This window comes from Sphingobium cupriresistens LL01 (genome assembly GCF_001046645.1).
Taxonomy (GTDB): domain Bacteria; phylum Pseudomonadota; class Alphaproteobacteria; order Sphingomonadales; family Sphingomonadaceae; genus Sphingobium; species Sphingobium cupriresistens.
Window position 1 is genome coordinate 307,258 of the sequence record NZ_KQ130434.1, and the last position, 25,654, is coordinate 332,911.

Sequence of the window (25,654 nt, forward strand, 5' to 3'; positions counted from 1 at the left end):
GGCATAGTTTTCACGGGTTCCCTCGCGCGCCTGCCCATCCTACACCGGCAGGCGTGAGCGACGCGCCAAGAGCCGACATCTATGACCTGGCCGTCATTGGCGGCGGGGTGAATGGCTGTGGCATCGCCCGCGACGCGGCCGGGCGCGGCGCGCGCGTGCTGTTGCTGGAACAGGGTGACCTTGCCAGCGGCACATCGTCGGCATCCACCAAGCTGATCCATGGCGGCCTGCGCTATCTGGAGCATCGCGAGTTCGCTCTGGTGCGCGAATCGCTGGCCGAGCGCGAGCGGCTCTGGGCCATCGCGCCGCATATCATCCATCCGATGCGTTTCGTCCTGCCTTGGACCAAGGGGCTGCGGCCGCGCTGGATGCTGCGGCTGGGCCTGTTCCTCTACGACCATATAGGCGGCCGTCGCGCTTTGCCCGCGACGCAGGCGATCGACCTGCGTCGCCATCCGGCGGGCGTGGCGTTGAAGGCCCGATTCGGGCCGGGCTATTGCTATTCCGACGGATGGGTCGACGACGCCCGGCTGGTCGTGCTCAATGCGCGCGATGCCGCTGATCGAGGCGTGGACGTGCGCACCCGGACGACCGTCATCCGCCTGGCGCGCGCCGATGGCCGTTGGCGGATCGTGACGCGGTCGAAGCGCGGCGAAGAGACTGTCCACGCCCGCGCGGCGGTGAACGCCACCGGGCCGGCCGTGCTGAACCTGCTCCACCGCGCCGAACGGCCGACCGACCGGCATATGCGGCTGGTGCGCGGATCGCATATCGTCGTGCCGCGCCTGTTCGATCACGGCTTCGCCTATTTCTTCCAACTGCCCGATGGCCGCATCTTCTTCGCCATCCCCTATGAACGCGACTTCACGCTGATCGGCACGACCGACCGCGATCATGACGGCGGGCTGGACCATGTGGCCGCAAGCGCCGAGGAGATCGCCTATCTGTGCGAGGGCGCGAATCGCTATTTCGCGCGATCGATCGCGCCGGCCGATGTCGTCTGGTCCTATGCCGGGGTGCGGCCGCTGGTCGATGACGGATCGGCGAGGCCCGAAGCGGCGACGCGCGGCTATCGCCTGGAACTGGACGGGGGGGCTGGCGCGCCAGCGCTGCTGAGCGTCTTCGGCGGCAAGATCACCACCTATCGTCATCTGGCGGCGGAGGCGGTCAATCTACTCAAGCCCCATCTGCCGATGTTGCAGGGTGGCGACTGGACCGCCCATGCGCCCTTGCCCGGCGGCGACTTTCCCATGATCGGCCTTGCGGACCTGATCGCCGGTCTGGCGCGCGACTATCCCTTTCTGGCGTCCGCCACGGTTGACCGGATCGCACGCGCCTACGGCACCCAGGCGCGGGTCTGGCTGGGGGCGGCCCGCAATGCATCGGCGCTGGGTTTGGACTTCGGCCATGGCTTCACGGAAGCGGAGGCGGCGCATATGGTGACCCGTGAATGGGCGCAGACCAGTGAGGACATGCTGTGGCGGCGCAGCAAGCTGGGGCTGCGGCTGGACCGGGCGCAGGTCGATCGGCTGGAGCGGTGGCTGGAGGAGAGGCTATGAGCGAGCGGCTGTTGCTGGTGCTGGACGCGGGCACGACATCGACCCGCGCCATGCTCTATGCCCCCGACGGCGCGCGGATTGCGACCGCGCAGGCGGACCTGACCCAATATTATCCGCAGCCCGGCTGGGTCGAGCATGATGCCGCGGAAATCTGGACCCGCACGCTGGCCTGCGCGCGGCAGATGGTGGGCAGGGCCGGCGGCGCGGACCGGGTCGCCGCGATCGGCATCGCGAACCAGCGCGAAACGACGGTCGCCTGGAACCGGCGGACGGGCGATCCGATCGGCCGGGCGATCGTGTGGCAGGACCGGCGCACGGCCGATCACTGTGCGGCCTTGCGGGAAGCGGGTCATGCGCCGCTGGTCCAGCGGCGCACGGGGCTGGTCATCGACCCCTATTTCTCCGCGACCAAGATGCGCTGGATGATCGACCACCGCCCCGATGTCGCGGCAGCCGGGGACGGATTGGCGCTGGGCACGGTCGAAAGCTGGCTGGTGTGGAAGCTGACCGGCGGGCTGCACATCAGCGACGCCGGCAATGCCAGCCGGACGCAGTTGATGGCGCTTGACGGGGCGGGATGGGATAGGGATCTGTGCGCCCTGTTCGGCGTCCCGCAGGCGGCGTTGCCGGAGATCGTCGACAATGCGGGCGATTTCGGCGCGACCCTGCCGGAATGGCTGGGTGGGCCGATCCGGGTCTGCGGGCTGGCGGGGGACCAGCAGGCGGCGACCATCGGGCAAGGATGCCTGGCGCCGGGCGCGGTCAAGGCGACTTTGGGCACTGGCGCTTTCGTGCTGGCGCCGGTGGGGGAGGCGGCGCCGACGTCCGCCCAGCGGCTGCTGGGCACGATATTGTATCAGATAGCGGGGCGGCGCCACTATGCCTTGGAGGGATCGATCTTCGTCGCGGGCAGTCTGATCCAGTGGCTGCGCGACCGGATCGGCCTGATCGCGGCGGCGGCCGATACCGATGCGATCGCCCGTTCCGTGCCCGACAATGGCGGCGTCTTCCTGCTGCCCGCTTTGTCCGGCCTGGGCGCGCCGCACTGGCGGCCGGAGGCGACCGGCATGATCGTCGGGCTGACCCATGGCGCCGGCCGGGCGCATATCGTCCGGGCAGCGCTCGAATCGATGGCGCATCAGCTGCATGACCTCGCTGCCGCCTTTGCCGCTGATGGCGCGCCCTGGCGGTCGCTGCGGATCGATGGCGGAATGAGCGCCAATGACTGGATCGCGCAGGACGTGGCCGACATGCTGGAGCTGACCGTCGAACGGCCTGGCGATGTGGAGACGACGGCGCGGGGCGCGGCCATGCTGGCGGGGGTCGGGGCCGGCCTGTTCCCCTCGCTGGCCGCGGCGGCTGGCATGGCGGCGACAGGGATGCGATTCGCGCCCGTTCTCGCCGCGCCGGTACGGGCGCAAAGGCTGGCGGGGTGGCGCGCGTTATTGGCGCAGGCGGCGCAGGGAGCCGCTACGGATTAGCGGCTGTTTTCCTCCATGGCGACACGGCGATCGTGAGCAAATATTAACGATGAACGCCTAGCATCGCCAGCGACATGCCGCATACCGCCCTTCGCCAACCTTCCTTATGGATCGCACCGGTCGTGACCGGCTGCGTTTATTTCGTCGTGGCGTCGCTGGCCCTGATGCTGTCCCGATTCGAGGGCGGATTGGCGTTTATCTGGTGCGCCAATGCTTTTCTGATGGCGCAGTTGCTGACTTCGCGGGTCGCGCATTGGCCTCGTGCCGTCATTGCCTGCGGGGTCGCCAGCGCGGCGGCGACCGCCTGGGTAGGCATGGGACCGGCGGCGGCCGTGCCCATGGCGGCGATCAATATCGCCGAATCGCTGATCGTGGCGGTCATGTGTCGCTGGTTCGTCATCGACCGGCTGGTGATCGGCGCCATCCGGCCGCTGATCGTCTTCGTCGTCTCGCTGTGCGGCGTGGCCAATATCGTCGCTGGTCTGGCCGCGGCGCTGGTCGCCTCGGCCCTGACGTCGGTGTCCTTCTGGCCCTCCTTCGTGCAATGGTATACCGGCCATGTGCTGGGAGGGCTGACCTGCGCGCCGATCCTGATCATGGCGTTTCAGGGCGAATTTCGGCGGTGGATGGATGAGGCATCGTCCCGCGCCAAGCTGGAAGCGGTGCTACTGCTCGGCCTGTTCGCGCTTACGACCGTGCATGTTTTTTTCTGGGCGCGTTATCCCTTGCTGTTCGCGCCGCTCCTGCCGCTGATGCTGATCGCGTTCCGCGTCGGTCATATGGGATCGGCGGCGGCGGTCATCCTGCTGGCGGCGATCGGCGGTGGCGCCACGATGGCCGGGATCGGCCCGCTGACATGGGTCGTCGGGTCGCCCGGCGAGCGCATTCAGTTCTTCCAATTCTATCTCGCGCTCAGCTTCCTGCTGTGTATGCCCGTCGCGGTAGAGCTGGCGGCGCGCAAGCGGCTGTTCCAGATGTTGCAGCAGAGCGAGGCGCGCTATCGCGCGATGGCCGAATATAGCGGCGACGTGGTGCTCAACATCAGCATCGATGGCGTCATCCAATATGCATCGCTCTCCGCCGCCGAGCAGATTGGTTGCGCGCCCGAATTGCTGTTGGGACAGGCCGCCGCCAACCTGGTCGATCCGCAGGATCGGGCCGTGGTGATCGCCACCCATCGGCGCGCGCTGGAGCAGCCGGGTACGGCGCAGAAGGTCGAATTCCGGCCATTGGTGACGACCGACGGGCTGGAATGGTGCGAAATGGTGAGCCGCGCCATGATCGACGAGCGCGGCCTGCCAAGTGGCGTCGTCAGCATGATCCGCGACATGTCGCGGCACAAGGCGCGCCAACGCGCGCTGCAACAGGTCGCGGCGCGCGATTCGCTGACCGGGGCGGATAGCCGCCGGGCGTTTCTGGACAAGCTGGATCACGAGATCGTGCGCGCCGCCTCCGGCGCCCGTTCGTCTTTGCTGCTGATCGACATCGACCATTTCAAATCGGTCAACGACCGCTACGGCCATGGCGCGGGCGACCGGGTGCTGAGCGCCTTCGTCGAACGGCTGCGGCCCGGCCTGCGGGCGGGCGACAGCATCGGCCGGTTGGGCGGCGAGGAATTCGCCATCCTGCTGCTCGACAGCGACATCGACCGCTCCAGCATGATGTGCGAACGGCTGCGCGCCATCTTGGACGAGCCGATCGCCGTTGGCGCGTCGCTGGCGATCAGCGTGACATTCAGCGCCGGGCTGGTCGCGCTCGATGGCGCGTCGGACCGTTCGACGCTGCTGGAGGCGGCGGACAAGGCGCTCTATCGCGCCAAGCATAGCGGCCGCAACTGCCTGCGTCTGGCGGCCTGATCGGCCGCGCGATCCCGCGGAAAAATTACAATGTTATGTTGTAACTTACGGTCGGCTGGCCTATGTAATCGCGACCATGAAGTTGATCTTGCGCCATGCCCTGTTGAGCGGCCGGATCGATCGCATCGCGATCGCGCTGTCGGGGCTGTGCGTCGCCCATTGCTTCGCCACGGCGGTGATATTGGGCCTGCTGGCATCGGCGGGGGGCATGTTCGACAGCCCCATATTCCACGAAGCCGGGCTGGTGCTGGCGATCCTGCTGGGCGCGGTGGCGCTGGGCCATGGCGCGCTGGTCCATGGCTATATGATGCCCGCGGCGATCGGATCGCTGGGGCTGGGGGTGATGGCCGGCGCGCTCACCATGGACCATGGGTTGCAGGAAGGCGTCTATACGCTGATCGGCGTCGGCATCCTGGCGCTGGGCCACGACCTCAACCATCGCGCCGGCCGTTAGAATCGGCTGCAATATGTGAGGTCAGGGAGTCTGAATGGCTCCCTTTTTTCGTTCAGCGGCTTTTGTGTCGATCCGATGCTCGCCCTTCACCCAGCGCACGGTGCCGGTGCTGGCGCGCATCACCACGCTCTCGGTGGTCAGCTTGCCGCCGGGCAGGCGCTTGACTCCGTCGAGCAGCGAGCCGTCGGTCACGCCGGTCGCGGCGAAGATGCAGTCGCCCTTCGCCAGTTCATTGAGGTCATAGATTTTTTCGAGATCGGTGATGCCCCATTTGCGGGCGCGCCCTTTCTCATCCTCGTTGCGGAACAGCAGCTTGCCCTTGAACTGGCCGCCGACACAGCGCAGCGCGGCGCAGGCGAGCACCCCTTCTGGCGCGCCGCCCGATCCCATATAGATGTCGATCGTGGTTTCCGGGTCGGTGGTGGCGATGACCCCGGCGACGTCGCCGTCGGGGATCAGCATGATGCCGCAACCGATAGCGCGCAGTTCGCCGATCAGCTTTTCGTGGCGGGGCCGGTCCAGCACGCAGACGATGATTTCGTGCGGATCGACGCCCTTGGCGCGGGCGACCGATTCGACATTCTCCCGCACCGACTGTTTGAGGTCGATCGTGCCGTCGGGATAGCCGGGGCCGATCGCCAGCTTTTCCATATAGACATCGGGCGCGTTGAGAAGGCCGCCTTCTTCCGAAATGGCCAGCACGGCCAGGGCGTTCGGACCGGCCTTGGCGGTGATAGTGGTCCCTTCGAGCGGATCGAGCGCGATGTCGATCCGCGGCCCGGCGCCGATGGCGTTGCCGACCTTCTCGCCGATATAAAGCATAGGCGCTTCGTCCCGCTCGCCTTCGCCGATGACGACGGTGCCGTCCATATAAAGGTCGTTGAAGGCGAGGCGCATCGCTTCCACGGCGGCGGCGTCGGCCGCTTTTTCGTCGCCGCGGCCGATCAGCTTCGATGCGGCGATCGCGGCCGCTTCGGTGACGCGGACCATTTCGAGCACCAGGACGCGATCCAGAGTCGAGCTTGCCTGCACCATCATTTTCCTCTGCCTTTTTTATCGATCGATCCGATAGGCGTCTCGTCGGTTCTTGTCGAGCGAGGAGGCCGGAGCCATGATCCATGGCGCAACGATTGGCCGCGACATGATGCGGCCATGATTGGCTGCTTTTCTGGCATCATGACGCGGTTCCTCCTTTTCGCCCCGCTGGCGATGGCATCGTCTGCTCATGCGCAGGATACAGGCGAGGATGCGCTGATGGCCGCCTACCGGGCCAAGACGCAGGCAGTCCGTCCGTGCGACCGCAGCGGTGATGCGATCGTGGTGTGCGGCACGCGGGCGGAGCGCAATGCGCGCGAGCGGCTGCCTTTACCCCGTGCCAGCGATGGCGGCGCCGCGCCGTTGCGGGGAGAAGCGCCGCGCGCCTCGGCCGTCGCCGTACGACAGGGCAGTTGCGGCGTGGTCGGCGGACAGGGCGCCGGCTGCACTGGCGGCTTGCCGGTGTTCCAGATGATCGGCGCGCTAGCCAGGGGCGTGCAGGCGATCGTCGATCCCGATGCCGACCTGTCGCCACCGCCGCCCGAACGCATCCAGGGCGCCGGGCGGCATTAGGCATATCAGTCGAGAATATGCATGACCATGGGCGTGTCGAGCAGGCTGTCGGACCCCGCCAGTCGCTCCAGCGTCTCGCGCACGCAGCGCTCTTCGCCGGCATGGGTGACGATGGCGACCAGAACGCCATCGTCCTGATTGGCGCCACGCTGGATCATGCTTTCGATCGATACGCCCGCGTCGCGGGTGGCGGCGGCGATCTCGGCCAGCACGCCTGGGCGATCCTGCACCTTGAAGCGCAGATAGCTGCGACCGATTCGCGCGCCGGCGTCTGCGCTGTTCTGCGGCGTCAGGGCGGCGACCGGCATGGCGAAGGCGTCGCCATATTCGTCGCGGGCGACGTCGATCAGGTCGGCGACCACGGCGGAAGCGGTCGGACCATCGCCCGCGCCCCGGCCCTGGAAGAACAGGCGGCCGACGAAATTGCCTTCCGCCACCACGGCGTTCAGCGATCCATCGACATGGGCGAGCGGATGATCGAGCGGCACCAGCATCGGGTGGACGCGCTGGAACAGGCCTCCCCCTGGTCTACGGGTGTCCCCATTCTGCGCCATGCCGACCAGGCGGATGCGGAAGCCCAGCGCAGCGGCTTCGGCGATGTCGGCGGCGATGACGTGGCGTATGCCGGTGGTCGCGACCGCGTTGAAATCCAGTTCGGTGCCGAAGGCGAGGCTGGCGAGGATGGTCAGCTTGTGCGCGGCATCGACGCCGTCGATGTCGAAGCTCGGATCGGCCTCGGCATAGCCCAGATCCTGCGCTTCCTTCAGCACCTCGTCGAACCCCCGGCCTTCCTTCTCCATCGTGGTCAGGATATAATTGCAGGTGCCGTTGAGGATGCCGTATACGCGGCTGATCTCATTGGCGGCGGCACCTTCGCGCATCCCCTTGATGACAGGGATGCCGCCGGCGACTGCGGCCTCATATTTCAGCGCGGTGCCGCCCGTCTCGGCGAGCCGGGCGAGGTCCAGGCCATGATGCGCCAGCATCGCCTTGTTGGCGGTGACGAAGGGCTTGCCCAAGGTCAGGCACTGGCGCGCCAGGGTGAGGGCGGGGCCATCCGCGCCGCCGATCAGTTCCACGACGACATCGACATCGTCGCGCGTGGCGAGCGTCGTCATGTCGTCCACCCATTCATAGGGCGACAGATCGACGCCACGATCCTTGTTCCGGTCGCGCGCGGAGATGGCGACGATCTGAATCGGGCAGCCGGCGCGGCGCGCAATCAGGTCGCCATTGGTGTTGAGCAGCCGAATCACCCCTCCGCCCACCGTGCCGAGGCCGACAAGCGCGACGCGCAGCGGGGCATGGCGGTGCAGATTGGTCATGGCGGCGTATCTTCCTTTTTGCGGCTGATGAACGCCGCGCTGATAGCCGCCCGCGCGAAACTGTCCAAGGAAAAGCGCGGCGTCGCTCGCGCCTTCCCCGAATCACGACGTGGCGCGCGTCCGCCCGCAGGGGCCAAGCGCGGCGATCACCACGCCATAGTCCGCGCGTGCGGCCTCGGCGTCCTGAACCGACAGGCTGCGGACAGCGCGAGGAGGCAGGGTGGCGGGCAATGTGCAGGCCAGCCGATACCAGAGCAGGGTGCCCGGTTCCGGCGCGCGGGCGGCTTCATCCATAATCTCGCCCAGGGCCACCGCCCAGTGCGGGGCCTGGCCCGGACGACGCAGAATCGACAGGGATACCGGATCGCCATTTTCGGTGCGCAGGAAAATCTGCGTCTCGCCTTCGCCCGCGACCGTGCCGGCGACATGGAAGGCGTCGCCCAGGCCCAGAATCCGCGGCGGCGTATGGGGCGCGACCAGCGCCGACAGCACCGCCTTGACCCGGTCGACTTCGGCGGGGGTGGCGGGAATTTGGGCATCGGGCGCGATCAACTGGATTTCGCCGGGGCGCCCGCCTGGACGGGCGAAGAGGATGACCTGCGCCTTTTTGAGCTTGGCGATCTTGCCCCGCGCGTCGAGCGGGGCGTCGTAGAGATAGGTTACAAGCGGCGCGATCCCCGCTTCACCACGAATCAGCCCCGTCACATCGGCCTCGACATACAGCCTTTTATGGCCCGCCGGGACCGATCCGGCCTGTTCTGACTTGAGTGCGATGATGTTGCGAATACGCACATTGGCCACTAGCGGCGTTCTGTCCGCCAGGTCCACAATGTCGGCATAGGACAGGCCGGAGCGGGCGGTGGGTGATTGCGTTACCATCTTCCCGCTTTGAGCAAAGGCGGGAAAAACCGCGGGAGATGCGGCGGAAATGAGGCAGAGCAATCCCAAATGGCGCAGGCGGATGGCGGATTTCATCGTCAGCTTCGTCCTATGTTTTTGGCCAGTGGCAAGGATGTCACAGGCAAGTCATTCCGATATGAAATGGTAACCGCAAATGAACAAATCGATAAAGCGTTTGCGTGCCACGATGCGTCACGATAGGAGTTTGCGCGGTAGCAAATGAACGGGCAGGGGCCAAAGGCGATTGGGGTAGCTCGGTCGGCTTGGGTCGTTTTTGGCTGATTTTGTATAAACCACTGGTAAGATGAGTTAAGGAGTGTCGTTGCCGAATGGCCTATGCTGACCACTCGCAAGGATCGAGTCGGACTGTCTCGATCGTCATCGTCGCCCTGATTCACGCTGTTCTTGGCTATGCCTTCGTCACCGGTCTTGGCATGAAATATGTCAAAAAGGCGGCAGAACAGCTGAACGTGATCGACGTGAAGGAGGAACCGCCACCACCGGACGAGGAGCCGCCACCGCCGCCGCCAGACCAGCCGGTCGAGCCGCCGCCGGTCGTGGCCCCGCCGCCGATTGTGCAGACCCCAGCGCCTGCGCCGCCGATTCAGACCGTTCGGACGCCCCCGCCGGTGTTCAATCCGGTTCCTGTCGCTGCGCCGCCGCCGCCGCCGGCTGCACCGCCGCCGCCGCCTCAGGCTGCAACGCGCGCTTCGCCGCGTAGCTCGCCGGGCGGTTGGCTCAGCGATGCCGACTATCCGAGCCGCGCCCAGCGCGAAGAACGCTCTGGAACGGCCGGTTTCCGGCTGGAAATCGGCGCTGATGGTCGGGTGACCAACTGCACCATCACTCAGTCGACCGGCCATGCCGATCTCGACGAGGCGACCTGCCGTCTGCTGCCGAGGCGTGCGCGCTTCAAGCCGGCGAAGGGTTCTGATGGCGCGGAGATGCCCGATACCTACAACGGGCGTATCACCTGGCGTCTGCCGGAATAATCCTGATCGGGCAGGCGCGCGCTCGGCGCCGCCTCGCCCTAGCTTGATCTCATTGAGAGGGAAGTCTTGAACATGTTGATGTATCTCGCAGCTGCGGCTCCCAAGCCGGAAAACCCCTATGGCCTTATGGAAGCTCTGGAACAGGGCGGCACGATCGCCTGGACCGTGTTCCTCATCCTGTGCGCCATGTCGGTCGGTACTTTCTACGTCCTCTTCACCAAGCTGATCGAACAGCAGAAGGTGATCAATCAGGGCAAAAAGGTCCGTGCGACCTTCTGGCGCGCCGGTTCGCTCAAGGAAGCCTCGGCCAAGCTCGAAAAGAACTCGGCCTACAAGCAGATCGTCGACGACGGCATCAAGGCCCAGGAAGAGCACAGCAAGCTGAAGGATCCGGTCGAAGCGCATGACTGGCTGCACGGCTCGCTGGCTCGTTCGGAAGCCGCGATCAACTCGTCGCTCGGTGGCGGCCTCGCCTTCCTCGCGACGGTCGGTTCGACCTCGCCGTTCATCGGTCTGTTCGGTACCGTTATCGGCATCTACCGCGCCCTGATCAAGATCGGCGCTGCCGGTCAGGCTTCGATCGACGCCGTCGCCGGCCCGGTCGGTGAAGCGCTGATCATGACCGCCCTGGGTCTGGCCGTCGCCGTTCCCGCGGTGCTCGCCTACAACTTCCTGCAGCGTCGCAACAAGTCGATCGCCGAACAGCTCAACGGTTTCACCGTCGATCTGCTCGCCTATCTGGTTTCGGACGGCGCCGTGAAGCCGACCGTCGGTCCGGCCCCGGCTGCTCCGGTCGCCAAGCCGGCTGTTGCGCCGACCAAGGCCTGATTGCCTTAATATTCCGGTTCGGGGACCGGGTGGCGGCTGCGACCGCCCGGTTTCCCACCGGACGTGGGCCCCGCTCGACGGGGCGCCATCGACACCAAGGTTAGGATAGTATCAATGGCAATGAGTGTTGGCCCCGGCGGCGGTGACGACAAGCCCTTGTCCGACATCAACACGACGCCGCTCGTCGACGTCATGCTGGTGTTGCTCATCATCTTTCTCATCGCGGTCCCGGTCGTCGTCCAGACGGTCGATCTCCAGCTTCCCAAGGTGGCTTTCGAGCCGACCACGACGAAGCCGGAAAATGTGTCGCTTTCCGTCACCCAGGCTTCCGATGGCAAATGCGCGGTGTTCTGGGGCATGGCGCCTGTCAGTTCCAGCGAACTGCTGGATCGTGCGGTCGCCAAGCTGGAAGCGGACATCAAGAAGGTGGGCGGCGTTGAGAATATGACGCCGGAGGATCTGCCCGAAGTGCACATCCGCGGCGACATCAATACCCCCTATCGTTGCATCGGCGGAACCATCTATACGATGCAGCGCGCTGGTTTCCCCAAGGTGGGCTTCATCTCCGAGCCGGAACCCGGTTCGACGACGCAGCGCCTCTGACCAGCTGATTAAGGAGATTTCGCTATGGCCATGAGCATGGGTTCCGATGAAGGCGAACCGATGATGGAAATGAACACGACGCCGTTGATCGACGTCATGCTCGTTCTCCTCATCATGTTCATCATCACCATCCCGATCCAGACCCACGCGGTGAAGATCGACCTGCCGCAGAACGCGCCGCCGACGGACAGCGTGATCGACCCGGTCAAGAACAAGGTTGCGATCGACCCCGCCGGGATCATTACCTGGAATGGATCGCCGATCGACCTGCTGACTCTGCGTCAGTACCTCCAGCAGTCGCTGCGTTTGCCCGTCGAGCCGGAACTCCAGTTCCAGCCCAACGCGCAGACCCGCTATGTGACGGTTGATGAAGTATTGGCCGAGATCAAGCGCGCCGGCGTGACGAAGCTGGGCTTCGTCGGCAACGAGCAATATGGCAATTTCTGACCGCTGACTTCCGGCAACGGCCATCCGCGCAAGACTTCCCGTTTTTGCGGATCGGCCATGCCGGACCAGGCATCAGATGATTGCCGCTATTCAAGGGTCGCCTTCGGGCGGCCCTTTTTTGTGTGTCGTCCATGCCGGGCGAATGCCGGCGAGCGAAGGCAAAAAAAGGGCCAGAGCGGCTCTGCGCCATGCTTGGAAAGGGCGTGATAGGGCCAAGCACAAACCCATGGCGGGACGTGGCTTCTGGACATGCAATTGCTCCGGCGACTTTTGCGGCAGTCACGACAGGCCGGCTTAACCTTTTGCTTACTTCGATCGTCGATGGTGGGTCAGAGGTGGCGCGGTATCGATCATGAGTGCGGAACGGAAATCAGAATATGACCGCAAGGACCGTGCGGCGGAGCGTCGCCACGTCCAGATCGCGGTCAAGGTCCGGCGACCGGGTGAAACCTGGTTCACCAGCCGGATCACCGACGTATCCACCACCGGATTTCGTCTGCAGAGCTTCATGAAGCTGACGGTCGGTAGCGACCTCTGGGTCATGCTGCCGGGTTTCGAGGGGCGGCGCGCCCGCGTGTTATGGACTCGTGGTCCCGAATCGGGCTGCACCTTCGAACGGCCGCTTCACCCCGCGATCCTCGACCATATCGTGCGCTTGAACGCGGCCGCCGGCTCCTACTGACGCGGCGGGCAGGACATCGCTAGGGCATTTAGAGCGACGGCGGTTCAGACGGTCGGAGCATCCTGGAACTGGAGACTCGCCAAGCGGGCGTAAAGGCCATCCTGCGCCACCAAGGCGGCGTGATCGCCCTGTTCGACGATGCGGCCCTCATCCATCACAAGAATGCGATCGGCGGCGCGCACAGTGGCCAGTCGATGAGCGATGACGATGGTCGTGCGCGCCTGCATCAGCCGACCGAGCGCATCCTGCACCAGCCGTTCGGATTCGGCGTCGAGCGCAGAGGTCGCCTCGTCCAGCAGCAGGATCGGCGCATCGCGCAGCAGCGCGCGCGCGATCGACAGGCGCTGGCGCTGGCCGCCCGACAGGCGTGCGCCGCCTTCGCCCATCTGGCTGTCCAGCCCCTGTGGCAGCGCGCGGAGAAAGGCTTCGGCATTGGCGGCGCGGGCGGCCTCCCAAATTTGCTCGTCGGTCGCGTCCCAGCGGCCGTAGCGCAGATTGTCGCGGGCCGATGCGGCGAAGATCACGCTGTCTTGCGGCACGATCGCCATCATGGCGCGCAATGCGGCGGGATCGGCATCAGGCAGGGCGACGCCGTTCAGCCGAATCGCGCCGGAACCTGGATCGTAGAAGCGCAGCGCGAGTTGGATAAGGGTCGACTTGCCCGCGCCGGAAGGGCCGACGACCGCGATCGTCTCGCCCGGCGCGACGGCGAAGGAGACGCCATGCAGCGCCGCCTGATCGGGGCGCGTCGGATAGTGGAAATGCACATCCTCGAAACGCAGATGCGCGCCCTGCAAACCGCTGGGCAGCGGGGCCGGGTGGGCTGGAGGCAGGATGTCCGGCGCGGCCGTCATCAACTCATGCAGGCGACTGGCCGCGCCCGCGCCACGCAACAGGTCGCCCCAGCTTTCGGACAGCGATCCGAACGCGCCGGCGACCAGGCCGCCGGTCAGGACGAAAGCGGCGATGCTGCCGCCGGACAGCTTACCGGCTGCGACATCAAGCGCTCCCTGCCACATGACGGCGGTGATCGATCCAAAGACGAGCCCGATCACCACCGCGGTCATGAGCGCGCGCAGGCCGATCCGCCGTCGCGCGGTGGCGAAGCCGCTTTCCACGGTCGCATCGAAGCGAGCAGCCTCGCGCCCCTCTTGGCCGAAGGCCTGCACGATCTTCATCGCGCCCAGCACTTCGCTGGTGACGCTGCCGATGTCGGCCAGCCGATCCTGGCTGGCGCGCGACAGGCCGCGGACCCGGCGGCCCAGCCCAATCAGCACGAGCAGGATGACGGGGATGCCTAGCAGCAGCATCGCCGCGAGCTTGGGCGCGAGCGCGAAGAGGTAGATCAGCCCACCGATCCCGGTGACGAGGTTGCGCAGCGCGACCGAGACTGTCGATCCGACCACCTGCTCGACGATCGCGGTGTCCGCGGTCATGCGGGACGCGATTTCGGACGGGCGGTTTTCCTCGAAGAAACGTGGCGCCTGGCGCAGCAGATTGGCCTGGGTGGCGCTGCGAATGTCGGCGACGACACGCTCGCCCAGCCAGGACACGAAATAGAAGCGCAGCGCGCTGGCGATCGCCAGGATGATGACGATCAGCAGCAGATATTCAAACCAGCGGCTGATGTCGCCGCCGCCCATGAAGCCCTTGTCGATCACCAGCCGGAAGCCGCTGGGGATGCCCAGCGTTGCGGCCGACGACACGATCAGCGCCAGCACCGCGCCGGCGATGCGCCCCGGATAGCGACGGGCGAAACCCCATAGCATCGACAGGCTGCCAAGGGCGGGGCGCGCATCGGCGCGGGCGGCGGGTTGCAGGGCATCCTCCATGGATGCGGCGCTTAGAGGGATTTCACGGGATAGGAAATATCCGACCGCCCCGAAATCGCTTCAGGTCCAGAAAATCGCGGCGTTGAGCACGGAGCAATGCGTCGCCTGGGGCCAGTCCGTCCCACCCGCTTCGACAGCCTGTCAGCTATCGCCCGCCATTTCCCCCGCCAATTGCAGCACACGGCGAGTGTCGGCCTTGCCGGTCAGGGCATAGGCCATCGCGCCGGCTTCCCAATAAGCGACGACCTCGCCCTGCTGCCGGGCGATCAGCGGCGTGCCCTCCGCCGGGGTTTCCGCGCGGTCGGCGAAGAAGGAGAGCGCCTCGCCCTGTGGCGTCAGCATCGACATGGCGATGGCCGGACTGTCGGGGGTCGGGAAGAGCTGGACATCGGTCACGCGCCAGCCTGCGGGCAAAACGGGCAGCACGATGCCGGTGGACTGTTCGATCTCCCGCGCGTCGAACGTCGCGCTTTCGACTTGGGAGGCCATGGCCTGGCGCAACAGGCCGGCGCGGCGGGAGGCGGCGGCTTCGTCGAGGAAACTGCTCGCCTGCGCTGTCTGCGGAAATTCGCCCAGTGCGCCGCGCGCTATCCAGCCGGTGGCGAGCAAAGCGGCGATGGCGGCGGCGCGCCCGACATGGCGCCAGCTGCGGCCGGCGTCATTGTCATTGGCGACCGGCAGGCGGGTGTCGCGGCGGCGGCCGACCAGCGTCCCCTTGGTCCCGTCCTTGACCAGGCGAAAATCGATATGCGGCCAGCGCTGCCGCCAGCGCCGCGCCACCAGTCGTTCGCCGGGCCGGGCGGCATCGTCCAGCAGGACCACGCCGTCGGGGGACAGGCGCGCGAACAGGCTGTCGGCCGCTCCGCGGACCAGCGGGTGAACGCTCCAGGGCGGCCCGTCGATGATGATGAGATCGATCTGGTCGGGCAGCGCATCGATCGCATACCAGCGGCCCGGCCAGTCGGCGCTGTCATGGGTCAGCGGGGCGTGGCGGATATCGACGTCGAGCGCATGGTCGGCCAGCCATTGCCGGGTCGCATCGACAAAGCCGCCATGCTGGTCGAAACTGTGCAGCCGGCCGCCGCCATGCAATTGCAACGCGCGGGCGGCGATGAGCGAGGAGGCGCCCGCGCCCAGTTCCACCACATGGGCGGGGCGCGTCCTTGCGATTTCACGCACGATATGGCGCAGGAACCCGACATCGGCCTTCCAACTGCCCAGATGCGGCAGGGCGTCGTGCGGCAGGCGCAATTCGTCGAGCAGGGCGCGCTTGTCCGCCGGGCGACCACCCGACAGGCTGGCGAGCAGCCAGGGCCAGCCGATCGCGCCGAAACCAATGCGCCAGGCCATGTCCGACAGGCGGCGCGGCAGGTCGCTGTCGGCATGGCCCGCTTCGGTCAGGGGGAGAAGGCCGGTGAGGTCACGGGATGTCACTGTAAAAACATGCTCCTTATGGAATCGCCGGACTATGCCGCTCATCCTGTTTCGCGCATATGACAGCGTCACAGATCGTCAATGGATGACGCAGGGAAGGCCGATGACCCGTATAATTTCCGCGACAGTCGAACGGTGGCCGGTGGCGGGCGCCTTCGTCATCAGCCGCGGGGCCAAGACCCATGTCGATGTCATCGTCTGCACCGTGAGCGACGGCGTGCACGAAGGGCGGGGCGAAGGGACGGCCATCTATTATGAGGGCGAGAGCGCAGAGGGCTGCGTCGCGGCGCTTCAGGCCTATGCCGGGCCGCTGGAGCGGACGGCGTTGCTGACCCATATGCCGCGCGGCGCGGCGCGCAACGCATTGGACTGTGCGCTGTGGGATCTGGAGGCGAAGCAGGCCGGAGTTCCGGTGTGGCAACTGGCCAGTCTTGACGCGCCCGCGCCCCTGCCCAGCGCCTTCACCATCAGTCTGGGCGAACCGGCGAAGATGGAGGCGGATGCCGGGGCGGCGGCGGCGCGGGGCTTTGCGCTGCTGAAATGCAAGCTGACCGGCGAAGGCGACCAGGCGCGCATCGCAGCGGTGCGCGCAGGCGCGCCGGACGCCCGGCTGATCGTCGACGCCAATGAAAGCTGGCACGCCATGGACATTGCGGCGGAAGCGGCGGCGCTGGCCATGCTGGGGGTTGAAATGGTCGAACAGCCGGTGATCCATGGGCAGGAAGCGCGGTTGGCGGGGGTGCGCGCGCCATTGCCGCTGTGCGCCGACGAAAGTTGCCATACGCGCGCCGATCTCGACCGGCTGGGCGATTTCGACGCGGTCAATATCAAGCTGGACAAGGCGGGCGGGCTGACCGAGGCGCTGGCGCTGGCGAAGGACGCGCGGGCGCGCGGTTTTCGCATCATGGTCGGCTGTATGCTCGGCACCTCGCTGGGCATCGCGCCGGCTGCGCTGGTGGCGCAGGGGGCGGACTGGATCGACCTGGACGGCGCGCTGCTGCTGGCGAAGGACCGGGACGGTGGATGGGCGCTGCGTGAGGGGCTTTTGCAGCCGGGTATGTTGTGGGGCGGCGGTCAGTAGCCGAGCGTCAGGCCGACCGCATAATATCGGGGACCGACATTGGCCTTGGCCCGCAGCTTGGGGATGATCGGCATCGCCAGCGTCGCATAGGGGCGGATATGATCGCCGCTGAAGCGCGCACCCGCGCCGATGGTGGCGGATAGCGGGATGGTATAGGCGGCCTCGACCCGGCCATAAAATTTCGTGTCGCCATCGCGTAGGTAGACGCCGGCGCCCGGCGTCAGGCTGAACCCGGCCATATTCAGCGCGTAGCCCGCGCCGATTTCCGTCCCCCAATGACCATCGGCGCGGCCATAGTTGATTTCCGCGCCCAACCCTTCGGCCTGGACCGTTGCGGGAATGGTGGCGGACAGGATGGCGGCGAGCGCCGAGGCGGCAAGGGCGAGGCGCGATATCGTCATCGCGCCCCGCTAGGCGCGGAGGGCTGCTGCCACAAGCCGGCGCGGGACGAACCGACTCGTCCGCGCGTCGGCCCGCCTTCATCCTTCCAGATCGACCCGCTTGACCGGCTGCACCTCGGCATACGGCATGATCATCCGCCCATCCGGCGCCGATGTGAAAGTGGTTTGCGTGGGATAGGCGAATTCGATCCCGCGATCGTTGAATTGCCGCAGGATGGCCAGGCCAACCTTGTGCCGCACGATGTAGATCGCGTCCCAGTCCGGCAGATAGACGTCGAACTCCACCTCGAAATCCAGGCTCGACGCGCCAAATCCAATAAAACCGGACCGGACGAAATTGCCGCCCAGATCGGTGATGATCGCCTTCAATATGTCGGGTATCTGTTCGGCGACGTCGGTCGCCGTCTGATATATGACGCCGATGGCGAATTTGATCCGTCGATGGTCCAGCGTGAAATAGCTGGTGATTTCCTTTTGCAGCAGATTGGCGTTCGAAATGACCTTCTTTTCGCCGGTGACTGCGCGCAGGCGGGTGGATTTCAGCCCGATTTTTTCCACTGTGGCCGTCGTAGCGTCATAGTTGATCGTCTCGCCCCGGCGGAATGGCTTGTCGAAGATGATCGAGAGCGCGGCGAACAGGTCGGAGAAGATGCCCTGCGCGGCCAGGCCTATGGCGATGCCGCCAATGCCCAGACCCGCGACCAGCCCCGTGACGTTGACGCCCAGATTGTCGAGCACGACGATGGTGGCGATCGCGAACAGGGCGAAGCTGACCAGCACGCGAATCAGGCCCATGGCGTTGGCCAGCGTCTCGCCGCCGCCATCCTGCGCCAGCGTTTTGCGCTCGATCAGGCCCAGGATGATCTCCCGCGCCCAGAGCGCGACCTGCAACACGGTGGCGATGGTGAAGAGGAAAGCGACGGTCTTCGTCAGCGAAGCCGGCGCGTCGGCATAGCCCACGACCAGACGGGCGGCGACCAGCACCATGAAATAATGGGTGGTGCGCGCCGCCGCGCGGCCCAGCACATTGGCATAGCCCAGCGGATCGCCGCGCGTTCCCCGGTTGCGCTTGCCAAATTCGCGCAGCGCGGTGAGCGCCAGATAGATCAGCACGGCCGCGCCGAGCGCGATCAGGATCTGGACGTAATGGACCTGGAACCAGGTGATGGTGGAATCCCACATTTCGCGTAGATTGGGGGCCTGCACGTCGATGGCGGGGAGGGCGGGGTCTTTTTTGTCGGCCATGCTGTTCCGTCTGAATGAGAGCGAGTTCCAATCAGATGGAATCATCTGATGACTGGCAAATCGCGTAAAACATAAGGGGCGGATCAGGCCGCCGCTGCGAGCGGCTCGCAATCCGCGATCCCGTCGAGAAACGCAATCAGGCCGCGCTCCCCGCGCGACAGATAGCGCGTCCGGCGCGGCAAGCGAAGCCCTTCGCGCCACGCATCCTGCCCATCCTTGCACAAAGCCAGCAAAGCAGGGTGGACATAGGATTTGCGGCTGATCGCGGGAGTATTGCCCAGCGCCCGCGACACCGGTTCGAGTAGGTCCTTAAGCGAGACATGGCCGGCCGCCAATGTTTCGAACGCGATGGTGGACGCCCCCCAGGTGCGGAAATGCTTGGCGGTGAAGGGGCCGTCCATGGCCTGCGCGATATAGGCGTTGACGTCGTTCGAGGTGATCGGCCGGGCGTCGCCATCCTCATCCAGATATTGGAAGAGATGCTGGCCGGGCAGATCCTGCACCTGCCGCACGAAGCGCAGCAGACGAGTGTCGGTGACGGTGAGTTGCTGTTGCTTGCCCGACTTGGCGCGGTAGCGCAGCGTCAACGACTTGCCGGACAGGTCGACATGGCGGCGGCGAAGCGTGGTGGCGCCGAAACTCTTGTTGGTGGTGGCATAATGTTCGTTGCCCACGCGCAGCTTGGCCAAGTCGAGCAGGCGGATCACGGCGGCCAGCGTGCGGTCCTTGCGCAGGCCGCGGCGCAACAGGTCGGCCTCCAGCCGTTCGCGCAATTTGGGCAGGGCGCGGCCGAAATCGGGGCAGCCGGCATATTTCTGCGCCTCCCGCGCGGCGCGGAAGTCGGGGTGATAGCGATATTGTTTGCGACCGCGATCATCATAACCGATCGCCTGGATATGGCCCCAGGGCGAGGGGCAGTACCAGCAGTCGACATAGGCCGGCGGCAGCGCGATCGCGTTCAGCCGGTCGATTTCATCGCGGTCGGCGATGCGCGTGCCGTGGGCGTCATAATAGGCCCATCCGTGCTTGAGCGCGCGTCGCGTAATGCCGGGAATGGAGTCGTCCGCATGGACGATGGAGGTGTTGGCCATCTTATCCTTCTCATGGCCGAAAACCCGCCGTTCGTCGCTTCGTTCCGCAACTTCCCCAGCGGATGGCCGTTGAGGCTGCTTCGCCATAGAGGAGACGATCATGCCTGCCCTTGAAGAAAGCCGAATCCTGATCATCGCCACCAACGGCTTCGAACAGTCCGAACTGTTCGATCCGCGTCAGGCCCTGATCGACGCGGGGGCGCAGGTCGTGCTCGCGTCGCCCGATACGAAGCCCATTCAGGGCATGAAGCATGACGAGAAGGGCGACAGGATCACGCCCGATATCATGCTGGAGGCGGTGAAGATCGCCGAATATGACGGCCTGATCCTGCCGGGCGGGGTGGCCAATCCCGATACGTTGCGGATGGACGAGAAAGCGGTGGCGCTCATTCGCGCCTTTGCCGAAACGGGCAAGCCCTTGGCGGCGATCTGTCACGCGCCATGGCTGCTGGTGGAGGCCGATGTCGTGCGCGGCAAGACCGTAACATCCTGGCCGTCGGTGCGCACGGACCTCGCCAATGCCGGCGCGCAGGTGGTCGATCAGCCAGTCGTGATCGACGGGAACATCATCACCAGCCGCAAGCCGGACGATATCCCCGCGTTCGTCGCCGCGTTCAAGAAAGCGGTCGGCGAATCGCAGACGGTCGCAGCCTGAGCGGCGGGGCGCCCAGGCGCCAGGGCGTGACCGGGCGGCGGAGCAGCGACAGATAGGCCAGCGTCCACGCCGCGCAGACGGTCAGCGTCGGCGCGGCGAAAGCCAGGATGCCGGGGAAGATGACGGCTGTGGCGACAGCCACGGCGCTGCCGCCCAGCACGACCGCCAGGGCGCGCGGCTCCCCATCGGGGCCGCGCAGCCAGACTATGGCGGCGGTGACGCCGGTCAGGAAGCCTAGTATGAAATGCAGCGTGGCCGGGCCGGGCAGGCCAAGCGCGGCGACCAGCAGCATGAGAATCGCCGCCGCTGGCGCCAGCGGAACCCGGCCCAGCAGCCGCGTTGTCAGCGGATAGGCCAGCAATTCGCAGGTCAGCGCGGCGAGTAGAATAGCGATAGCCAGGTCGGCATGACCGGCGATCAGGGCGATCACCGCGGCGGCGCCCCAGCGGATGAGGCGGGTCGGGGCCATGCGGATATGGCTGATCCACTCCCGCGCGCCGGGACGCGGGATGATGCGACGATCGGCGAGGCGTAGCTGGAAGCCGCCGACAAGCAGCAGCGCGTCGATGCCCCAGGGCAGCAAGTCCGGCACCTGCCATGAACAGGCGAGCAACAGGCCGAGCAGCAGGCCGTGGGCCAGGCCCAAAAGGCGCAATTCTCCGATCATGCCGGGACGCTCCGTCCCGCACCGAGCGTCGCGGCAAGATCGTCGCGCGCCGCCGCCTTGCGCAGCCGCGTCAGATAGGTGTCGAGGCCGATCTGGAGCGCGAGCATCATGAAGATGAAGGGTTGATAGGCGATGCCCACGAACAGCGATCCGATCATGTAGACGACATGGCCCTGTTGCAGGGCCGAGGCGAAGGGCGAGATCCAGGCCTCGTCCGGGCCATCTCTCTTGCGATACAGGCGGCGGATCATCTCGGTGCGGATGAAGCAAATGCCGTGGATCAGCGCCCAGATGAAGAAGCCGAAATAGCCCTGTTCGCCCAGCATCTCGAAATAGGCGCTGTGATAGGCGCGGCCCTTGTCGGTGACGATGCGCCGCTCGATCCGTGCGCCGCCGCTGTCGACGACGGTGCTCTGGGCGAAATAGGTGAAGCTGTTCTGGAGATAATTGTCGAAGCCGCCGCCGCCTGGATGCTGCTTCACATAGTCGAGCGTCCACATCCACACCGCGACTCGGGTGGCGGCGCTTTCGTCGCCCTGGTGATTCTCGATCGTCTCCATCCGCTGGGTGAAGCTGGCGGGCAGGAAGGGGATGGACGCCAGCGCGGCCACGGCCAGCAGAGGGCCATAGACGAACTTCTTCTTCGACCGCACCAGCATCATGCCGAAGAGGATGACGAGGCAGACGAGGCCCGTGCGCGCCTCCGTGCCGATCGGCATCAACATGCAGGCGAGGCACAGGGCGTAGCAGAAGGTCTTCACGCGCCAGTCCGGCGGGAAGATGGTGCCATGGTTGGACAGCCAGAGGATGAGCGGCATCAGCGAGATGGCGACGCAACTGATGATGCTGCCTTCATAGAGGCCGCTGTTATTTTCGACCATCAGGTTGAGCACGCCATAGCCGCCGCCCGACAGCGCGGTCTTCATGCCGCCATTGATGATGATGGTGCTGGCGCAAAGAATCATGAAGAGGGTCAGCGCCTCGATCCGCAGCCGGGTGCGCAGGACGAGCGGCAGGAAGATGCCCGCGATGATCGCCTTCCACACCCAATTCCATTTGGTGAGCGCTTCGGCCGGGAAATCCGCGGTCATGGTGGTATAGCCGCAATAGGCCACCAGCACGAGCATCAGCCCCTGCCGCACCGAGAATCGGCAATCCTTCTTGTCGTCCATGACCAGCCAGGCCCCGACCATGGCGGCAAAGGCCATGGCGGAGATGGGGATGGTGTTGAGCAGGAAATAGGACAGGCGCTGGGGCGAGACGATGTCGATATAGGCATAGACCGCTACCAGCAGGAACGGCCGTTTCAGGCCCATCAGGCCGAAGATGCCGAGAAAGGCGATGAAGAAGAGGTCACGCATCGGTATGCGGCTCCGGCGCCGAAGGAAGCTGCGCGGGCGGGTCGCGATCCAGATCGGCGCGCGGCAACAGCCGCCAGGCGGCGAGCAGGATCACGCCATGGCTGATCAGCAGGGACAGGGCGTCGATCATCGCGCGTCGATCATAGGGGGCTGAGTGATTCCGTTCGGCACTTGTCCCCACTAGCGAGACAGAGTTGACGGGCCGTTAAACCTTTTCCGGCAAACAGATCGGGCTATGACTCGTATTCTCCATGTCCTGGACCACAGTCTGCCGCTCCATAGCGGCTACACATTTCGCACCCGCGCGATTCTGCGCGCGCAAATGGCAAAGGGGTGGGAGGTGCGCGGCATCACCGGCCATCGCCATGCGGCGCAGGGGCCGGAGCAGGAGATGGTCGACGGCCTGACCTTCCATCGCACGCCGGGCGAACCGGCCAGCGGCAATCCGCTGATTCGCGAATGGCGCGACATATCGGCCCATGCCGATGCGATCGACGCGCTGGTGCGGGCCTGGCGGCCGGACGTGATCCATGCCCATTCGCCGGTGTTGAACGCCATCGCGGCGCAGCGCGTGGCCAGGCGCCACGGCCTGCCGATGATCTACGAAATCCGCGCCTTCTGGGAAGATGCGGCGGTCGGCAACGGCACCGGGGTCGAGGGCAATCCCCGCTATTGGCTGACCCGCCAGCTTGAAACCCATGCGGTGCGCGCGGCCGATGCCGTGGCGGTGATCTGCGAAGGGCTGCGCGGCGACCTGATCGCGCGCGGCGTGGATGCGGACAAGATCGTGGTGTCGCCCAATGGCGTCGATATGGACCAGTTCGGCACGCCGGTCGATCGCGACCCGGCGCTGACCGCGAAGTTGGGCCTGGAGGGGGCCGACGTGGTCGGCTTCATCGGCAGCTTCTATGATTATGAGGGGCTGGACGACCTGATCGCCGCGATGCCGCGACTCGTGCGCGCCCGGCCCAGGGCGAAGCTGCTGCTGGTCGGCGGCGGCCCGCGCGAACAGGCGCTACGCGACCAGGCGATGGCGTCGCCCTTCGCCGACCATATCGTATTCGTCGGCCGGGTGCCGCACGACCAGGTCGAACATTATTATGCGCAGGTCGATATATTGGCTTACCCGCGCAAGGCGATGCGGCTGACCGATCTGGTCACGCCGCTAAAGCCGCTGGAGGCGATGGCGCAAGGGCGTCTGGTCGCGGCGTCGAGCGTCGGCGGGCATCGCGAACTGATCGAGGATGGCGTCACCGGCGCCCTGTTCGCGCCCGACGATCCGGCGGCGATCGCCGCGGCGCTGGCGGACCTGTTCGCCAATCGCGACGGATGGGATGAACGCCGGGCCGTGGCCCGCGCGTTCGTCGAGCGCGAGCGTAACTGGTCGTCAAACATTGTGCGTTATGAACCCGTTTACCAGCGGCTGCTGGCGCGTCCCGCACGGACGCGCGCGGCCGCATGAGCAAGGGTTGAACATAAGGTGGCGGCGGGAGTCATCAGCAGGCGGGGCATGGCGATCGCCGCACTGGCCGGTCTGGCGGCTGCGTTGCTGGTGTTGTGGATGCCGGTCGGCCTGGTCGAGATGATCGTGGCGTCGAGCGGCCTCAGCGAAGCGTGGCCGGCCGCGGCGCCGCCGTTGGGATGGAAGGCGCGGCTGATGATGGCGGGTTTCGCCGGCGTCATGGCGATCGGCCTGGTCGGCCTGGCACGCCGCGATGCGGATGCGCCGGAACAAGAAGATGGGAAAGGACGCGCCCATCGCGTCCAGGGAGCACGTAAAATGGGTTTCGCATTCTCCAAGCTGACCGCGCTGGCGCGGGGCCGTGCTGCATCGGGCATCGAACCGGACGCGCCGATCCTGCGGCGCGCCGACGCGCATCCTGATGCGCCGTCACGCCCGCCGATCTTCGCGAGCCGGGACTTTGACGGGATCGACATTTTCCCGCGCGCCGAATCGGGCCGCCGATCGCTGGTGGCGCGTCGCGACCCGGAGCGCGACACGATCGTCCCGCTCGGCAAGCTGCCCATGCCCAGCGCGCCGATGCCGCTGACGGACGCAGAGCTGCCGCAACCCGCCTTCCTGCGGCCGGCCGGTCCCTTTGCCGTTCCGACCCTGGTCGAAGACGATATCGACGATGATGGCGCGGACGAAGATTATGCCACGTTTGAAGCAGCGCCGGTCGCGGCCGAATGGACCGCGCCTGCGATGCCCGCCAGCGTCGCCCAGCCCGCCGAAACAATCCGTCCCGCGCCGCTGCCCATGCCCTCCACCCATGGCCTGTCGATCAGCGAACTGACCGAGCGATTGGAACGCGGGCTTAAGCACAGGTCGCGGAAAATGTCGTCGGCCGGGGCCGGTGGCGGTATGATCGCCGACATGCCGGTGGCCTCGGCCGTGCCGGTGCGCAAGACGGTGGAGCAGGATGCCGACGAAGCGCTGCGCGCCGCGCTGGGCGCGCTGCGTTCCATGACCGGGCGACGGTGACAGCCGCCGCCCGGCGCAGGTCTTACCAGTCTTCGATCGTCAGGGCGGACAGTTCCAGCCAGACGCTCTCCATATCCGCATCGCCATCATCGACGCTGATGTCAGCGACGAAATGGCCCGGCAGCACCCATTCGGCATCGGCGAGGCCTGCCATGAAGGCGCTGCCGCGTTCAGGGAAATCCTCGCCGCTCAGGCGCAGCCGCACCATATGGCGCTGCCCTTCGAACAGGGCGCTGGCCCAGGGGCGGCTGACCGCCCGTTCGACGATGGCGGGTTCGCCCGCGCGGGCAAGCAGTTGCGCCAGCAAGGGCGGCAGCGGGCTGGCCCTTTTCCTTCCTATTCCTTTATTTCGGATGAGGTTGGCCACGCCGAACTCATGATCCAGACTTGTCATTGGCTGATGCTCCTGCGATAAGTGTTCATGAAATGTTCTACTCGTCTCCTTATGCGATCGCCGGGTTGCCGACCCAGGCGCAGGTCGAAAACCAGGCGTGGATCGCGTGCGCAGCGGCGTCCGAAAGTGGTTGGCCGCATCTTAAATTCGCGAAGAAATTGTTCGATCATGCGCAGCAACATTGGCCTTCTTCTCCCCAGTCAGCACGACTCGCCCGCTGCAAGTCGATAGGTTTATTCCTATCTCTAACGCAATTTCCTACTTGTCTAGGAA

26 protein-coding genes are annotated in these 25,654 nt (G+C 66.0%); 14 read left to right on the top strand and 12 right to left on the bottom strand.

Going from position 1 to position 25,654, the window contains the following annotated elements:
- The first annotated feature begins 53 nt into the window (after positions 1–53).
- The 4 genes from V473_RS01475 to V473_RS01490 all read left to right on the top strand — a co-directional run bounded on the left by V473_RS01475 (position 54) and on the right by V473_RS01490 (position 5,350).
- Positions 54–1,559, top strand: a complete 1,506-nt coding sequence (locus V473_RS01475) for a glycerol-3-phosphate dehydrogenase (protein ID WP_066599676.1) — start codon at positions 54–56, stop codon at positions 1,557–1,559.
- Complete coding sequence (gene glpK, locus V473_RS01480) at positions 1,556–3,040, top strand: glycerol kinase GlpK (RefSeq protein ID WP_066599678.1); 1,485 nt, start codon at positions 1,556–1,558, stop codon at positions 3,038–3,040. Before V473_RS01475 ends, glpK begins: the two co-directional genes overlap by 4 nt.
- Positions 3,041–3,114: 74 nt before the next feature.
- Positions 3,115–4,896 (top strand): sensor domain-containing diguanylate cyclase, encoded by a 1,782-nt coding sequence (locus tag V473_RS01485; protein ID WP_066599680.1) that lies wholly within the window; start codon positions 3,115–3,117, stop codon positions 4,894–4,896.
- Between the two features lie 76 nt (positions 4,897–4,972).
- Entirely contained in the window at positions 4,973–5,350 is a 378-nt protein-coding gene (locus V473_RS01490; protein ID WP_066599686.1) for a MerC domain-containing protein, read from the top strand.
- 21 nt (positions 5,351–5,371) lie between these two features.
- Here V473_RS01490 and glpX read toward each other — a convergent pair whose 3' ends face one another.
- Complete coding sequence (glpX, locus tag V473_RS01495) at positions 5,372–6,385, bottom strand: class II fructose-bisphosphatase (RefSeq protein WP_066604829.1); 1,014 nt, start codon at positions 6,383–6,385, stop codon at positions 5,372–5,374.
- A gap of 141 nt (positions 6,386–6,526) precedes the next feature.
- Between glpX and V473_RS01500 the strand changes: the two genes are divergently transcribed.
- Positions 6,527–6,958 (top strand): hypothetical protein, encoded by a 432-nt coding sequence (locus V473_RS01500; protein WP_242495937.1) that lies wholly within the window; start codon positions 6,527–6,529, stop codon positions 6,956–6,958.
- A 5-nt stretch (positions 6,959–6,963) separates the two neighbouring features.
- Here the strand turns inward: V473_RS01500 and V473_RS01505 are convergent, their stop codons facing one another.
- Positions 6,964–8,283, bottom strand: a complete 1,320-nt coding sequence (locus tag V473_RS01505; protein ID WP_066599695.1) for a homoserine dehydrogenase — start codon at positions 8,281–8,283, stop codon at positions 6,964–6,966.
- 102 nt (positions 8,284–8,385) lie between these two features.
- Positions 8,386–9,258 carry a hypothetical protein gene (locus tag V473_RS01510; RefSeq protein ID WP_201785467.1) on the bottom strand — a complete coding sequence of 291 codons (873 nt, stop codon included), beginning with the start codon at positions 9,256–9,258 and terminating at the stop codon, positions 8,386–8,388.
- 254 nt (positions 9,259–9,512) lie between these two features.
- Between V473_RS01510 and V473_RS01515 the strand changes: the two genes are divergently transcribed.
- From V473_RS01515 to V473_RS01535, 5 genes are all read left to right on the top strand, one after another.
- Positions 9,513–10,175, top strand: coding sequence for an energy transducer TonB (locus V473_RS01515; protein ID WP_066599698.1), 663 nt, complete (start codon positions 9,513–9,515; stop codon positions 10,173–10,175).
- A gap of 72 nt (positions 10,176–10,247) precedes the next feature.
- Positions 10,248–11,003: a MotA/TolQ/ExbB proton channel family protein gene (locus V473_RS01520; protein WP_201785468.1), complete on the top strand. Its 756-nt coding sequence runs from the start codon at positions 10,248–10,250 to the stop codon at positions 11,001–11,003.
- 114 nt (positions 11,004–11,117) lie between these two features.
- Complete coding sequence (locus V473_RS01525; RefSeq protein WP_066599702.1) at positions 11,118–11,606, top strand: ExbD/TolR family protein; 489 nt, start codon at positions 11,118–11,120, stop codon at positions 11,604–11,606.
- A 24-nt stretch (positions 11,607–11,630) separates the two neighbouring features.
- A complete protein-coding gene (locus V473_RS01530; protein ID WP_066599709.1) occupies positions 11,631–12,053 on the top strand; it encodes an ExbD/TolR family protein in 423 nt (140 codons plus the stop codon).
- Positions 12,054–12,405: 352 nt separating this feature from the next.
- The gene (locus V473_RS01535) at positions 12,406–12,735 is read left to right on the top strand and encodes a PilZ domain-containing protein (protein ID WP_066599711.1); all 330 of its coding nucleotides are present in this window, start codon (positions 12,406–12,408) and stop codon (positions 12,733–12,735) included.
- 44 nt (positions 12,736–12,779) lie between these two features.
- On the opposite strand, the gene V473_RS01540 is transcribed toward V473_RS01535, so the two are convergent.
- The gene (locus V473_RS01540; protein ID WP_066599713.1) at positions 12,780–14,567 is read right to left on the bottom strand and encodes an ABC transporter transmembrane domain-containing protein; all 1,788 of its coding nucleotides are present in this window, start codon (positions 14,565–14,567) and stop codon (positions 12,780–12,782) included.
- 141 nt (positions 14,568–14,708) lie between these two features.
- Positions 14,709–16,001 carry a class I SAM-dependent methyltransferase gene (locus tag V473_RS01545; RefSeq protein ID WP_066599715.1) on the bottom strand — a complete coding sequence of 431 codons (1,293 nt, stop codon included), beginning with the start codon at positions 15,999–16,001 and terminating at the stop codon, positions 14,709–14,711.
- Positions 16,002–16,104: 103 nt separating this feature from the next.
- Between V473_RS01545 and dgcA the strand changes: the two genes are divergently transcribed.
- Positions 16,105–17,082 carry an N-acetyl-D-Glu racemase DgcA gene (gene dgcA / locus V473_RS01550; RefSeq protein WP_066604840.1) on the top strand — a complete coding sequence of 326 codons (978 nt, stop codon included), beginning with the start codon at positions 16,105–16,107 and terminating at the stop codon, positions 17,080–17,082.
- Here dgcA and V473_RS01555 read toward each other — a convergent pair.
- The 3 genes from V473_RS01555 to V473_RS01565 all read right to left on the bottom strand — a co-directional run bounded on the left by V473_RS01555 (position 17,076) and on the right by V473_RS01565 (position 19,819).
- Complete coding sequence (locus tag V473_RS01555) at positions 17,076–17,483, bottom strand: hypothetical protein (protein ID WP_066599717.1); 408 nt, start codon at positions 17,481–17,483, stop codon at positions 17,076–17,078. The two genes, dgcA and V473_RS01555, sit on opposite strands and share 7 nt — an antisense overlap.
- Positions 17,484–17,561: 78 nt before the next feature.
- Positions 17,562–18,728, bottom strand: coding sequence for a mechanosensitive ion channel family protein (locus V473_RS01560; protein WP_066599719.1), 1,167 nt, complete (start codon positions 18,726–18,728; stop codon positions 17,562–17,564).
- An 83-nt stretch (positions 18,729–18,811) separates the two neighbouring features.
- Positions 18,812–19,819, bottom strand: coding sequence for a DNA topoisomerase IB (locus tag V473_RS01565; protein WP_066604843.1), 1,008 nt, complete (start codon positions 19,817–19,819; stop codon positions 18,812–18,814).
- Between the two features lie 100 nt (positions 19,820–19,919).
- On the opposite strand from V473_RS01565, the gene V473_RS01570 reads away from it, so the two are divergent.
- A complete protein-coding gene (locus V473_RS01570) occupies positions 19,920–20,474 on the top strand; it encodes a type 1 glutamine amidotransferase domain-containing protein (protein ID WP_066599721.1) in 555 nt (184 codons plus the stop codon).
- Here the strand turns inward: V473_RS01570 and V473_RS01575 are convergent.
- The 3 genes from V473_RS01575 to V473_RS23920 are packed head-to-tail and all read right to left on the bottom strand — an operon-like array spanning position 20,434 to position 22,632.
- Entirely contained in the window at positions 20,434–21,141 is a 708-nt protein-coding gene (locus V473_RS01575; protein WP_066599728.1) for a hypothetical protein, read from the bottom strand. The genes V473_RS01570 and V473_RS01575 overlap by 41 nt on opposite strands.
- Entirely contained in the window at positions 21,138–22,502 is a 1,365-nt protein-coding gene (locus V473_RS01580) for a putative O-glycosylation ligase, exosortase A system-associated (protein ID WP_066599731.1), read from the bottom strand. Before V473_RS01580 ends, V473_RS01575 begins: the two co-directional genes overlap by 4 nt.
- A complete protein-coding gene (locus tag V473_RS23920; protein ID WP_165363561.1) occupies positions 22,495–22,632 on the bottom strand; it encodes a hypothetical protein in 138 nt (45 codons plus the stop codon). The genes V473_RS01580 and V473_RS23920 overlap by 8 nt, the downstream gene beginning before the upstream one ends.
- Before the next feature lie 105 nt (positions 22,633–22,737).
- Here V473_RS23920 and V473_RS01585 point away from each other — a divergent pair, with 105 nt between their 5' ends.
- Both V473_RS01585 and V473_RS01590 read left to right on the top strand, forming a co-directional pair.
- Positions 22,738–23,964, top strand: coding sequence for a TIGR04063 family PEP-CTERM/XrtA system glycosyltransferase (locus tag V473_RS01585; RefSeq protein WP_066599734.1), 1,227 nt, complete (start codon positions 22,738–22,740; stop codon positions 23,962–23,964).
- A 48-nt stretch (positions 23,965–24,012) separates the two neighbouring features.
- Positions 24,013–24,987 (top strand): hypothetical protein, encoded by a 975-nt coding sequence (locus V473_RS01590; RefSeq protein ID WP_066599736.1) that lies wholly within the window; start codon positions 24,013–24,015, stop codon positions 24,985–24,987.
- 22 nt (positions 24,988–25,009) lie between these two features.
- On the opposite strand, the gene V473_RS01595 is transcribed toward V473_RS01590, so the two are convergent.
- Complete coding sequence (locus tag V473_RS01595; RefSeq protein ID WP_066599745.1) at positions 25,010–25,381, bottom strand: hypothetical protein; 372 nt, start codon at positions 25,379–25,381, stop codon at positions 25,010–25,012.
- Positions 25,382–25,654 lie beyond the last annotated feature (273 nt).